Origin of the sequence: Planomonospora corallina, from assembly GCF_042650625.1 — a bacterium.
GTDB classification, from domain to species: Bacteria; Actinomycetota; Actinomycetes; order Streptosporangiales; family Streptosporangiaceae; genus Planomonospora_B; species Planomonospora_B corallina.
Genome location: NZ_JBHSBM010000005.1, coordinates 194,013 through 206,268 on the forward strand (window position 1 = coordinate 194,013; position 12,256 = coordinate 206,268).

Consider the following 12,256-nt stretch of genomic DNA (forward strand, 5'->3'; position numbering starts at 1 on the left):
GGAGGGCCCGCCTCAGGTGCGCGGGCGGTGGCGGACTCAGGTGCGCGGGCGGTGGCGGACCAGCCCGATCTCGCTCAGGTCGTCCGGCCAGAGCCAGCCGTCCTGCTTCGCGATCCTGATCGCCTCCACCCGGGTCCGGGCTCCGATCTTGGACAGGATCCGCGACAGGTAGTTGCGGACGGTCCCTCCGGACAGGTAGAGCCGGTCGGCGATCTCGTCGACCGGCGCCCCCTCGGCGGCGACCTTGAGGACGTCCATCTCCCGGCCGGTGAGCGGGTTCTCCCTGGCGTTGAGCGCGGCGACGGCCAGGTCGGGGTCGACGACCTGCTCCCCGGCCGCGACCCGCCGCACGCACTCGGCCAGCTGCCCGGCCGGGCTGTCCTTGACGACGAAGCCCCGCGCGCCGGCGTCCAGTGCCCGGCGCAGCGCCACCGGTGTCGCGAGGCCGGTCAGGATCACCGTCCGGCAGCCGGGCAGCCTGCGGCTCAGGTCCGCCGCCGCCGAGATGCCGTCCGTGCCCGGGAGCCCGATGTCCACGAGCGCGACGTCGGGCCGGTGGCGCAGGCACGCCTCGACCACCTCGTCCCCGTGCCCCACGTCCTCGACGACCTGTATGTCCTCCTCCAGCGAGAGCAGGGCGACCATCGCCCCCCGAACAAGATGCATGTCCTCGGCGATCAGGACATCTATCACGCGTCGTCTCCCTCGAACGGCGGCGCATGGGCCGTCGGCCGGTTCCGTACTACTCAGAGGAACCGGCCGACTACCGCGTTACCCAAATTTGACCCGATCGAACGGTGAACGTCGAGCGTTTCCCCGAACAATCCGTCTCATCCGGTGCGATGCCCCGTTCCGCGCCGCCCGGGACACCGAGGGCGTGATTGTCCGCCGCAGGCCTTACGGTAGGGCGCGTGCCAGAGACGGACCACGAGATCACCCTGGACTCGGCCCTCAGCGAGGAGGCCGTGCTCGCGACCTACCGCCGGATGTTCGCCGCGCTCGCCCGCGACAGCGGCGCGGTGGTGGACGACCCGGTGCTGGTCGACATCGCCGAGACCCTGCTGGCGGCGTTCGCCGAGGCCGGGGAGGAGTGGCTGACCCACGAGCAGATGCGGCACGCCTGCCGCGCCTACCCGCAGGAGATGTTCGACAACCGCCTGCGGGTGCTCAAGGGGCTCGGCGCGATCCGCGAGGTCTTCCCCAAGCCCCACCAGCTCCGCTACCGGGCCTCGTTCACCAGCATGGTGGGCCTGATGTTCATCCGGCGGATGCTCCACGACGGCGGCCAGAGCGAGGTCCACCGGCTGCTCGCCCTGGAGGACCTCAACGTCGCCGACCCGCGCACGACCATGGAGGAGGCCCGCGCCAGCGCGCAGAACCTGGCGCGGGCGTTCCGGCTCTGGGCGCTGGAGCTGATCACGCTGACCGCCGGCACCATCGAGGAGCTGCGCGAGCAGGCGCCCAAGCTCTGGGGCACCGAGGAGATCGCCCAGCGGGCGCAGAGCCTGCACGCCACGATCCTGACCCGCTGGCCCGACCTCGACCGCACCTGCACCGAGCTGCGCGCCGCGATCTACGCCTACAGCGACGCCTCCCGCCGCGCCGCCGGGCGGCTGGCCGACTCCGCGGGCACGACGCGCAACCTCACGCTGCTGCCCGCCGAGACCTGGCGGACGTTCGCGCAGACCGCCGGGAAGGAGCGCCTGGCCGCGGTGCTCGACGGCTTCGTCTTCGACGCCCCGGCCCCGTGGCACGACCCGGCGGCGATCGTCCGGGCGGTCGACGAGAGCCCGCGCCCCGCCCCAGTCCAGCCCGCTCCCCCGCGCCCGGACCTGCCCGACCCCGGCCCGGCCGGCTCCTACGAGCCGGAGTCCGGCGACCTCGACCGCCTGGCCGCCGTCGCCGAGACCGCGCTCGGCGGGCGTTCCGCGGCCCGGCTGGAGGAGCTGCTCACCGCCGACGGCGAGTGGGTCTCCGCCCGCCGCCTGCTCGCCGATCTGGTCTCGATCGACCTGCGTCCCGGCTCGCCCTACCGGCTGCGCTGGTCCGACGGCCTGTCCGCGGCGCCCGGCGCCGAGCCCTCCTGGCTCTCCCACGGCGTGCTGGAGAGGACCGGCCATGACGACGGCTGAGACCGCGCCGCCCGGGGCCGCCGGAGCCGCCGCACACACGGCGCCCGGGAGCGCCGGAAGCGCCGGAGCCGCCGCGGGCCCGGCGTCCTGGAGCGCCGAGGCCGCGCACGTGCGGGCCAGGTCCACCGGCCCGCTCCCGCTGGGCCCCGGCGAGCCCGCGCCGCCGGGCATGGCGCGGCTGGGCCGCGGCGACGGCGGCGCCGTGGCGCTGCCCGTCTGGCCGGACGGGGTCACCCCCTCGCTCCTGGCCGAGTACCAGGTCGCACCGGTGCCCGTGGAACGCTCCGGGGAGACCCGCCGGGTGCTGGCCGCGGCGCTGAAGTGCTGCTGGAGCGACCTGACCGCCGATCCGTGGCCGGGCGTGCCCGCGCCGGTGGACGACGTGCTGGCGGCCTACCGGGCGCTGATCGGGCGCTCCGACGACCTCATGCGCAACTGGGCCGTGGGCGCCCTGCGCCGCCTGCACGACTCGGCCTGGCTGGTGGTGGCCGACGGCACCGTGCGGCTCGGCCCCCGGTGCGCCTCCTGGCCCGCCGCCTCCCACGCGCAGCTGCGGGAGCTGGTGCGCCGCCTGCCCGGTCCGGGTGAGGAGGCGGCCGTCCCCGGCGTGCTGCCCGTGGCGGAGGCGGACGGCCCCGGGCGGCACGGCGAGGGCACGGGCGCCGAGTTCCCCGAGGAGGTGGACGAGGACCTGCTCGGACCGTTCGACGAGCGCCGCCGTGCGGAGCTCGTCGCCGCGTTCATGGCGGTGGAGCACGCGGCCGAGCCGGTGCACGAGGCGCGGCTGGCCGCGCTGCGCGACCCGGTGCTCCGCCGGGTGCTGGCGGAGATGCTCCGGCGCAGGGGCCGGGTGCTGGTCTCCGCCGGTCAGGCATGGACCTCCGGCTACGCGGACGAACTCGGCGGCGCCGACGGCCCTGCGGCCGGGTCAGGGGCCGAGTCCGGGGCCGGGTCAGAGTCCGGGTCAGGGTCCGGATCAGGGGCCGGGGCCCTGGACGAGTCCGAGCGGGCGGTCCTGGTGCTGGTGCTGGTCCACTCCGTGGCGATCCCCCGGGCCGAGGGCCTGCTGCCCGCCGACAGCTGGCTGTCGCCGTTCCCCGCCCAGACGGAGGAGCTGCGCCGGCACACCAGGCTGCCGATCGGCGAGCTGGAGGCCGCGCTGCGCACCCTGCGCCACGCGGGGCTGGTCACCCAGGTGAAGTCCGGGGAGGAGGCGGGCGGCTACGTGCCGGGCCCGCAGTTCCACCGGCTGACCCCGGCGGCCCGGCGGCGCCTGCAGGAGGAGCTGATCCTCGCCGCCGGGCCGCACACCCCGCTGGCGGCGGCCGTACGGGCCAGGCGGCGGTAGCGGCCGGACGGCGATGACGGCCGTACGGGTCAGATGACGGCAGCGGCCGCGCGGCACCCCGCCGCGCGGGCCGTCCGGGACCGGCGGAGCGCCGGTCCCGGCTGAAGCACACGACAGCAGGAAAGGAACGACGAGGTTGGCCGAGCAGCCGAGCCTGATGCCGGTGGAGATCCGGACGGCGGGACCGGACACCGACGTGGTCGGCGACCGCGTGCTGATCGCCGTGCAGGCGGTCAACATCTCCCGCCTGTCGACCCACCCGGTCCCCATCGTGCCGGGCACGCTCGTCGTGGTCGCCGGGGCGGGCCCGAAGGACTCCAACGGAGCGGGCAAGTCCTCGTTCATCGCGATGATCACCGCCCTGCTCGGCGACGAGCAGTGGCGCTTCGCCTCCGGCGCCCGGTCGGTCACGGAGCTGCTGTTCAACGCCGAGCTGGCGGCCGGGGGCGGCGGCAGGACGTGGGCCAGCGCCGGCCACGGCTACATCGTGGGGGTCTTCGACCACCCCGGGGTCTGGGAGGAGGGCCTGCCCGACGCGGTGACGGTGTGGCTGCGGGTCAACCAGGAGGCGCCGCACCTGGAGGTCCGCTGGACGCGGGGGGTGCGGATGGCCGGCGGCGTCTCGGAGGCGGAGCGGGTCGCCCGCGCCGACGAGGTGTGGGCGGGCCTGCCGCGCTCGGCGGGCCGGCGGGACGTGGTCGCGCGCGACCTGACCAGGTTCCTCTACGGCGACCGGGTGCGATGCGTGTCGTTCCTGTCCACCTCGGTGCGGAGCAAGGTCGCCACGAACCTGCTCTCCCAGCCGCTCAACGAGATCTCCCCCGAGCGGGTCTTCGAGGCGATCGCCGCGCTGACCGGGCTGGACGCCGAGCTCGACCAGGAGCGGGAGGCCCGGCGCGACGAGCACGCCAAGCGGGTGCGCGCCCAGCGGGCCGTGGAGATGCTCCGGGAGTTCGAGGAGGAGTCCCGGACGCTGCTGGACACCTTCGACCGGCGCGACCGGGCCCGGGTGCGGCTGGCGGACGCGCTGCGCTGCTGGCGAGGAAGGCTCGCCCGCAGGCTCACCGACGCGGCGGACCGGGACGCGGAGTTCGCCGCCGCCCTGGAGCTGCTCCGGCAGGGGGGCGAGCGGGCGGCGGAGGCGGCCGAGACGGTCCGGGCGGAGATCGCCACGCTGAAGGACGACACGCTGGACCGCGGCCTGGCCGAGGCCCGCGCCGAGCTGGCCGCGCTGCAGGCCCGCGCGGCGCGGCTGGACGCCGACCGGGCGGTGGCGGAGAACTCCGCCGACGAGCTGCGCGGCCGGATCCCCGGCCTGGAGGAGCGGCGCCGGCTGGCCGACGGCCGGGACGTGCCCGCCGCCGAGCGGGAGCTGGCGCAGGCCAGGACCCGGCTGAGCGCGGTGCTCAAGGCGCTGGGCGTGGCCGACCGCGAGGTGGCGGACGCCCGGGCCGCGCTGGACGACGCCGAGGGCGGCCCGGCCGCCGCCCAGCTGAGGGCGCTGGCCGAGGCGGGGGTGGGCGCGACCGGCCTGCTCGACGCGGTCGACGTGGCCGAGCACGCCCGGGACGGCGGGGCCACCGGGGCCGCCGGGGCTGCAGCCGGGGCCGCGGCGGACCGGAGCGGGACGGAGGCCGCGGAGAGCGGGAAGGGCACCGGGACCGGGGCCGGGACAGGGAGCGGGACCGGGAGCGGGACCGGGAGCGGGACCGGGAGCGGGACCGGGAGCGGGACCGGGAGCGGGACCGGGAGCGGGACCGGGAGCGGGACCGGGAGCGGGACCGGGAGCGGGAGCGGGGCGGTGGTGCCCGCGGCCGTGACGGGGCTGCGGGGCTGGCCGCAGGAGCACGCGGTCGTCGTGGACGCCGCCGACCTTCCGGCGGCCGCGCGGGCCCTGGCCGCGCTGCCCGGTTCGGTGCTGGTCAGCGCGGCGGGCGTCACCGTGGTGGGGGCCTTCGAGGCGGTCGCCACCGGCCGGGAGGCCCGGATCAAGGCCGCCGAGCTCCGCCTGCACCGGGCGCGCGACCTGCAGGAGACGGCGGCCGAGGCGGTGCGGGCCGCCGAGGACGCCGTCGCCGAGGCCGGGCGGCGGCTGGAGGGCGCCCGGGCGGCCGTGCAGCTGGCCGACGTCGAGCGGCGGCTGGCCGAGCGGCGGGCCCGCCTGACCGAGCTGACCGAGGCGCTGGCCCGGCTCGCCCCGGCCGTCACCGAGGCCGAACGGCGGGCGAGCGCCCTGGACTTCCGCTCCCGGACCAGGAACATGGAGATCGAACGGCTGGAGGGCCTGCGCGCCCGGCACGAGGCCGAGCGGGACCAGGCCGCCGGGCGGGCCGCCGCGGTCGAGGCGGAGCGCGAGGCGCTCGGCCTCGCGGAGCTGGCCCGCGAGTGGGGCGGCACCGCCGAGCAGGGGCGCGAGTGGCTGCGGGCGCTGCCCGAGGCCGAGCGCCCGCTGACCGCCGAGGAGTGGTGGCGGACGGCCGAGCGCCGCCTGGACGAGGCGCTGCGCGACACCTTCCCCGCCGGGTCCTCCGGCGAGTCCCCTGCCGGGTCCTCCGGCGAGGACGGCGAGATGCCGGAGGAGCTGCTGTTCCTGATCCGGCGGCGGACCGAGCCCGGCGCGGGCCGGACCGCGCGGGAGCAGGCGACGTTCCCCGGCGTGTGCGCGGCGCTCGCCTCCTACCTGCGCGGCCAGGAGGAGTACGAGCGCCACCAGCGCCGCCAGATCGAGGCCCAGCTCGCCACCCGGCAGCGCGACCTGACGGCCGCCGCCAAGGGCGCCGAGGAGGCCGCCCAGTCCACCGCCGTGCACCGGGCGGCGCTGACCGCGGCGATCAAAGCACGGCTGGCCCGGGTGGCCGAGGAGTTCGACAAGCTGGACACCGCCTACGGCGGGTACGGCGCGACGCTGGAGTTCCCGGTGCCGGCCGCCCCCGCCGACCCGGAGCAGCGCTGGGCGTGGCGGGTGACGCCCAAGTGGCGCCGGGGCGAGGGGCAGCCCTTCGTGCCCTACAACCGGCGGGCCAACACCGCGCTGATGGACGAGAAGGCCGTGAAGCTCGTCTGCGCCGCGGCGATCGCCTCCTCCGGCGGCGGGCACCTCTGCCTGGTCCTGGACGAGCTGGGCCGCAACCTCGGCAAGGAGCACCGGCGCGAGGCCGTGGCGCTGTTCCGGCGGATCGGCGAGACCTACGGGATCACGGTGATCGGCGCCCTCCAGGACGACATGGAGCCCTACGCGGTGGACGCCTGCGGGCAGTACGTCAAGCTGCGCCGTTCCTCCGACGCCCTGCCGTACAACGAGCCGCCGGTGGTGGTCGGCCACGACCGGCACGCCGGGCGGGTGCGCGCGCTGGCGGCGGCGGTGAGCCGTTAGCCTCGTGGAGGAGTCCGTCTCTGGGAGGGATCAGCGGGTGCCGGCCTCGCCACCGGGCCGGGAGGCCGACACGTCCGACGTCCACCGCGCCATGGCCCTGGCGCTGCGGGTCGGCGAGCTCCTGCTCGGCAGCGGGGAGGCCACCGAGATCGTCTCCGCGACGATGCGCGGGGTCACCGACGCCTACGGGGTGCCGCACTGCGAGGCCGACGTCAACCTGTCGGCCATCACGCTGTCGCACGTGCCCGCCGACGGCGGCGCCCCGACCACGGCCGAGCGGCGGGTCCGGCGCCGCCTGCCCGACTACGACCGGCTGATCGCGGTCCACGACCTGGTGAGGGAGATCTCCGCCGGGTCGGTGCCGATCGGTGAGGCGCGGGCGCGGCTGCGGCGGATCACCCGGCGGGTGCCGGTCTACCCGAACTGGCTCCTGGTGGTCGCGCTCGCGCTGATCGCCGCCTCGGCGAGCATCCTGGTCGGCGGCGGTCCGCAGGTGGCGCTGGCCGCGTTCTTCGCGACCGTGCTGGGCGACCGGGCCAGCGCGTGGCTGGCCCGGCGGGGCGTGGCGGAGTTCTTCCAGCTCGCGGTGGCGGCGATGCTCGGCTCACTGGTCGCGGTCCTGCTGATCTGGGCCGACGCGCCGGTCACGGCCTCGGCGGTGGTGGTCGGGGCGGTGGTCGCGCTGCTGCCCGGCCGCCTGATGGTGGCCTGCGTGCAGGACGGCATCGCCGGGGAGTACGTGACGGCGACCGGGCGGCTCTTCGAGGTCTTCTTCACCATCACCGCGGTGATCTGCGGGATCGGCCTCACGCTGTACGTCGCGGTGCGGCTCGGCGTGCCGCTGAGCGTGGAGAACGTGCCCGTCGCCCCGCTCTCGCTGCGGGCCGAGCAGCTCCTCGGGGCCGTCGGGGTGACACTGGCGTTCGCCGTCGCGCTGCTCGTGCCGCCCCGCCACCTGCTGCAGACGGCGGTCGGCGGTGCGCTGATCTGGGCGGTCTTCGTGCAGCTGACCACCTACTGGCAGGTCCCGGTCGTGCTGGCCACGGCCGTCTCGGCGGCGGCGGTCGGCCTGCTGGGCACCGCCTACGCCACGCGCGCCCGGATCCCCTCGCTGGTCCTCACCGTCCCCGCCATCTGCCCGCTGCTGCCCGGCACCGCCCTGTACCGCGCCATGCTGGAGATCAGCCTCGACCACACCTCGGCGGGCCTGACGAGCCTGCTGCAGGCCCTGTCGACCGCGCTGGCCCTGGGCGCCGGCGTCATGCTGGGCGCGGAGATCCTGCGCGCCCTCGGCGGCGTGGAGGTGGCCAGGCGGATCCGGCGCCCGGCCGCCCGCCGTACCAGGGGCTACTGAGGGCGGGCCCCGGATCCGCCGGCCCCGGTACGGCGGGGCGTCATCCCTGGTACGGCGGGCCGGCGGGGACGGCGCGCACCCACTCGCGCTCGTCGTCGAGGAACCCGGCGAGCGCCAGGCCCGTCCGGTCGAGCTCGCGGCCGAGGCGGTCGTCGTCGAGACGGCGGCTGACGAAGGTGTGGGTCCAGCGCCGCTCGCCGATCGTGTACTCCATGGTGGCCTCCAGCAGACCGGGGCCGGGGCGGCTGACGGCCGTCATGCGGACGATGCGGCCGTCATCGGTCCGGCGCTCGAACGGCCGGACGGTGTCGTACCACTCGGGCGGCTTGCGCTGCAGGATGACGCAGCCGTCGTCGGCGACGTGGCGGCGGCAGGTGCGCAGGAACGCGGCGCGCAGGGCGTCGTCGGCGGTCTCGACGACGAACGACATCAGCAGCACCAGGTCGAAGGCGCGGGGCAGGGCCAGGGTCTGGATCGGGGAGCAGACGGTCTCGGCGCCGGTGATGTGGGCGAGCATCTCGGGGGACTCGTCGACGGCGACGACCTCGTGCCCGAGTCGGAGCAGGGGGCGGGTGACGCGCCCGGTTCCGGCGCCGAGCTCGAGGATGCTCGCCCCGGGCGGGACGGCGGCGTGGACGAGCTCCGGTTCGCCGCCCGCGGTGAGCGTGGCGTAGTAGTCGACCGCGCACCCGTCCGGGGTGATCGGTCCCGGGCCCGTGCCGTGGTAGATCCGCTCTGGGGTCATGCCCGCCATTCTGGGACGTCGCGGGCGGCCGTGCGCGATTCTCCGGGGCGCGACGCTTCTCCGGGGCGCGGAGCACCCGCCGTCCCGGGCGGCGCCGGGACGCGACCCGGGCGCGGCACCCGCCCTCCGGATGCCCGGCCCCCGCGGCCGTCCACGGCGGGGGCCGGGCATCCGGAGGTCTCCTACAGCAGGCGCGTCCCGCACCCCAACCGCTGCCCCATCCGGGCGAGGTTCTCGGCGAACCTCCGCCGCGTGCTGCCGGCGAAGCCGATGAAGAAGCGGTTGGCCGCCGGCACGCCCCACCGCATCCTCTGTGCGATGTTGAAGACCCGGTGCACGAGCAGCGCGCCCTCGGGGTGCGGTTCGACGCTCCACTCGCCCCGGTACCACCAGCCGCCCTGGAAGGAGATGGTGTGGCCGGCGACCTCCACGGTGGAGGTGTGCCCGGGCAGGTCCTCGACGGTGAAGCGGCCGGTGCGCCTGCCCTCGGGCAGCAGCGCGCCGGCCAGGTCGTCGAAGACCGCGGCGACCGGCGCCTCGACGATCCCGGCGACCTCGGTGATCAGTTTCTTCGCGCTCACCGCGCCACCCGGGTGTTCTGGAAGGAGGCGAACCGCCAGCCTCCGGGTGTGCTGACGGCGGTGAAGGAGACGATCGACTCGCGGTGCTCGCCCGCCAGGTCGGTGCCGCCTCTCGCGACCACCAGGACCGCCTCGTCGGCCAGCGGCTTGACCTTGGTCCGGCCGTCCGGGGCGGACATGGTCGAGCCCCTGAGCGGGCCGTCGAAGAGCCGGCGGTGCGAGGACTCGATGGCCACCCGCCCCTCGCTGTGCATGCCGTTGAAGGTGATGTAGTCGGCGTCCTCGGTGAAGAGGCCGGCGTAGGCGGTGGCGTCGCCCGCGTTCCACGCCTCGGCGAGGCGGGTGAGCAGGCCGATGATCTCCGTGTGCACGGACATGGCGCGATTCCTTCCGGTCGTGGCGCCTATCCTGGGGATCGCGAGTCCAGACAGGGCGGGCGCCTTGTTCGGATCTCCGGCTGCCAGGGTGTTGGCGCACCCTGGCAGCCGCTTTCTCATGGTTCGTCGAGCACCTGTGACAACAGGTCATGCCGGGTGGTGTCCGACCAGCCGAGCTCCCCCGAGTCCAGGCGGGCGATGACGGCCCGCACCCAGGACAGCTCGGCCTCGTTCAGCATGCGCTCGTAGTCGACCTCGATCATCAGGACGTCGGGCAGGCCGCTGTCCTTCATGACGCGCAGATGGGCGTTCATTCCGGCCAGCAGTCCCTCGATCGCCGCCGCCCTGGTGCGCAGGGCGCGCAGCGCGTCGGGCACCGGCAGGGTGCCGACGAGGGAGACGGCCGCGGCGAACGCTCGGCGGTCGGGGGTGGGGTTCTCGAGGAGGGCGCGGAGCCTGGTCGACAGTTCCCTGCGGCCCTCGTCGGTGATCTCGTAGACCGTGCGCTCCGGGCGGCGCCCCTCCCTGCTGGTCGCGACCGGGATGATCAGCTCCTCGCCCGCGAGCCTCTCGACCGCGTGGTAGAGGCTTCTGGGCAACCCCGTCACATAGTCCTTGTGCGTGTCGACGATGAGGCGGTGGAGCTCGTAGGGGTGGCAGGCGCGCACCGAGAGCATGGCCAGCACGGTCAATCCGACTAGATCAGGACGCCTGGCCACGGTGATGCCTCCTTCTATATTGCATTACGCACTATAGCAATCTTCAAGGAAATTCCGGTAGATCCGCCGTGCGGTCATTCCTACCGTTCCGGTGCGGCGGGAGCGGCCGGGCGCGGTGCGCCGCCGTGGCGGGCGACGAGCTCGGCGCCGATGCGGGCGAGCTCGTCCCGCACGGAGCGCGGCTCGACGACCTCGATCAGCGCGCCCCAGCCGGCGAGGTGGCGGGCGATGTCGAGGGGGGTGGGGGCGGCGAGGCGGACCCGGACGCGCCCCCGGCCGGTCCCGCCGCCCGGTCCGTCCCCGGGGCGGCCGCCCGGTCCCTCCTCGGGGTGGCAGTGCCGGCCGAACTGGTCGCGCAGGACCGGTACGAACCGCTCCTCGACGAGCACGGTCGCCCAGGTGCGGGAGCGGCGCAGCTCGATCTCGCCGGCGATCTCCTGCCAGGCGGCGGCGAGGTCGAAGTCGCCGGGACGCTCGGCGGGCTCGTCCGTCACCTCGGCGCCGGTGATCCGGTCGACGCGGAAGGTCCGCCGCCCCCGGCCGGTCCCGGCGACGAGGTACCAGACGTCGTCCTTGTCGACCAGGCCCCACGGGTCGACCAGCCGCCGCGACGGCTCCCCGGTACGGCCGGCGTAGGCCAGGCGGACCCTGCGACGGCGGACCACGGCGGTCTGCAGCAGGGTGACCATCGCGGGCCGGGGGCGGTCGCGCCCGCCCCACCGGGCGGGGTCGACCATCGTGGCGTCGGCGGCGGCCTCCGCGTCGGCCCGGAAGGTGCGGGGAACGGCCCGCACGAGCTTGCGGAGCGCCGCCCGGGCCTCGGCGGAGACGGCCGCGGCGGGGCCGAGGAGCAGGAACAGGGCCTGCGCCTCGGCCGCGGTCAGGCCGGACAGGTCGGTGCGGGCGCCGCCGACGAGGGACCAGCCGCCGCCGCGGCCGGGCTGCGGGTAGACCGGCACCCCCGCCGCCGACAGCGCCTCCAGGTCCCGGCGGGCGGTGGCGACGGACACCTCCAGCTCCGCGGCCAGCTCGGCCGCGGTCACCCTGCCGCGGACCTGCATCAGCAGCAGGGCGGCCACGAGACGGTCAGCGCGCATGGTCCCGGATTCTCCCGCAAAGTGCTCAGAAGATGAGCACTTTACGGCGGAGCATGGGAGACGTCACCCACCGAGAGGGGAACCCCCGATGCTGCGAGGCCTCACCACCGTCAGCCTCTTCGCCGACGACGTCACCGCCGCCGCCCGCTGGTACGCCGGCCTGCTGGGCGTCGAGCCGTACTTCACGCGCCCGGTGGACGGGCCGCCCGCCTACGTCGAGTTCCGCGCCGGCGACCACCTGCACGAGCTCGGCATCGTCGACAGCCGCTTCGCGCCCCACCCCCGTTCCGGGACGGCCGGCGGCGTGGTGGTCTACTGGCACGTGGACGACGTCGAGGCCGCCTTCGAGCGGCTGCTGTCCCTGGGCGCCACGGTCCACGACAAGCCGGTCGAGCGCGGCCCCGGTTTCGTCACCGCCTCCGTGGTCGATCCCTTCGGCAACGTCCTCGGCGTCATGTACAACCGGCACTATCTCGAGATGCTGGACCGGTGACGCGCTTCCCGGACGGCGCCGGCCGGGACACGTGACC

The 12,256-nt window shown here is 75.7% G+C and carries 11 protein-coding genes; 5 read left to right on the forward strand and 6 right to left on the reverse strand.

Going from position 1 to position 12,256, the window contains the following annotated elements; translation table 11 throughout:
• Positions 1-36: 36 nt before the first annotated feature.
• Positions 37-693 (reverse strand): response regulator transcription factor, encoded by a 657-nt coding sequence (locus ACFOWE_RS01530; RefSeq protein WP_377284913.1) that lies wholly within the window; start codon positions 691-693, stop codon positions 37-39.
• A gap of 218 nt (positions 694-911) precedes the next feature.
• Between ACFOWE_RS01530 and ACFOWE_RS01535 the strand changes: the two genes are divergently transcribed.
• From ACFOWE_RS01535 to ACFOWE_RS01550, 4 genes are all read left to right on the forward strand, one after another.
• Entirely contained in the window at positions 912-2,132 is a 1,221-nt protein-coding gene (locus ACFOWE_RS01535; RefSeq protein ID WP_377284914.1) for a hypothetical protein, read from the forward strand.
• The gene (locus ACFOWE_RS01540) at positions 2,119-3,480 is read left to right on the forward strand and encodes a hypothetical protein (protein ID WP_377284915.1); all 1,362 of its coding nucleotides are present in this window, start codon (positions 2,119-2,121) and stop codon (positions 3,478-3,480) included. The genes ACFOWE_RS01535 and ACFOWE_RS01540 overlap by 14 nt, the downstream gene beginning before the upstream one ends.
• A gap of 157 nt (positions 3,481-3,637) precedes the next feature.
• The gene (locus ACFOWE_RS01545) at positions 3,638-6,853 is read left to right on the forward strand and encodes a chromosome partitioning protein ParA (protein WP_449301194.1); all 3,216 of its coding nucleotides are present in this window, start codon (positions 3,638-3,640) and stop codon (positions 6,851-6,853) included.
• 37 nt (positions 6,854-6,890) lie between these two features.
• On the forward strand, positions 6,891-8,207 hold the full coding sequence (locus ACFOWE_RS01550) for a threonine/serine exporter family protein (protein WP_377284917.1): 1,317 nt from the start codon (positions 6,891-6,893) through the stop codon (positions 8,205-8,207).
• A gap of 40 nt (positions 8,208-8,247) precedes the next feature.
• Here the strand turns inward: ACFOWE_RS01550 and ACFOWE_RS01555 are convergent, their stop codons facing one another.
• The 5 genes from ACFOWE_RS01555 to ACFOWE_RS01575 all read right to left on the reverse strand — a co-directional run bounded on the left by ACFOWE_RS01555 (position 8,248) and on the right by ACFOWE_RS01575 (position 11,726).
• Positions 8,248-8,952 (reverse strand): class I SAM-dependent methyltransferase, encoded by a 705-nt coding sequence (locus ACFOWE_RS01555; protein ID WP_377284918.1) that lies wholly within the window; start codon positions 8,950-8,952, stop codon positions 8,248-8,250.
• Positions 8,953-9,134: 182 nt separating this feature from the next.
• Positions 9,135-9,533, reverse strand: a complete 399-nt coding sequence (locus ACFOWE_RS01560; protein ID WP_377284919.1) for a hypothetical protein — start codon at positions 9,531-9,533, stop codon at positions 9,135-9,137.
• A complete protein-coding gene (locus tag ACFOWE_RS01565) occupies positions 9,530-9,910 on the reverse strand; it encodes an SgcJ/EcaC family oxidoreductase (RefSeq protein WP_377284920.1) in 381 nt (126 codons plus the stop codon). The genes ACFOWE_RS01560 and ACFOWE_RS01565 overlap by 4 nt, the downstream gene beginning before the upstream one ends.
• Before the next feature lie 116 nt (positions 9,911-10,026).
• The gene (locus tag ACFOWE_RS01570) at positions 10,027-10,596 is read right to left on the reverse strand and encodes a PadR family transcriptional regulator (protein WP_377284991.1); all 570 of its coding nucleotides are present in this window, start codon (positions 10,594-10,596) and stop codon (positions 10,027-10,029) included.
• A gap of 113 nt (positions 10,597-10,709) precedes the next feature.
• The gene (locus ACFOWE_RS01575; RefSeq protein ID WP_377284921.1) at positions 10,710-11,726 is read right to left on the reverse strand and encodes a helix-turn-helix transcriptional regulator; all 1,017 of its coding nucleotides are present in this window, start codon (positions 11,724-11,726) and stop codon (positions 10,710-10,712) included.
• A gap of 88 nt (positions 11,727-11,814) precedes the next feature.
• On the opposite strand from ACFOWE_RS01575, the gene ACFOWE_RS01580 reads away from it, so the two are divergent.
• Positions 11,815-12,219, forward strand: a complete 405-nt coding sequence (locus tag ACFOWE_RS01580; protein ID WP_377284922.1) for a VOC family protein — start codon at positions 11,815-11,817, stop codon at positions 12,217-12,219.
• Positions 12,220-12,256: the final 37 nt, after the last annotated feature.

Bases quoted from the DNA above. Each gene is read 5' to 3' on its own strand.
- ACFOWE_RS01540 (WP_377284915.1), top strand. From the start codon at position 2,119: ATGACGACGGCTGAGACCGCGCCGCCCGGGGCCGCCGGAGCCGCCGCA.
- ACFOWE_RS01545 (WP_449301194.1), top strand. From the start codon at position 3,638: ATGCCGGTGGAGATCCGGACGGCGGGACCGGACACCGACGTGGTCGGC.
- ACFOWE_RS01555 (WP_377284918.1), bottom strand. From the start codon at position 8,952: ATGACCCCAGAGCGGATCTACCACGGCACGGGCCCGGGACCGATCACC.
- ACFOWE_RS01565 (WP_377284920.1), bottom strand. From the start codon at position 9,910: ATGTCCGTGCACACGGAGATCATCGGCCTGCTCACCCGCCTCGCCGAG.
- ACFOWE_RS01575 (WP_377284921.1), bottom strand. From the start codon at position 11,726: ATGCGCGCTGACCGTCTCGTGGCCGCCCTGCTGCTGATGCAGGTCCGC.
- ACFOWE_RS01580 (WP_377284922.1), top strand. From the start codon at position 11,815: ATGCTGCGAGGCCTCACCACCGTCAGCCTCTTCGCCGACGACGTCACC.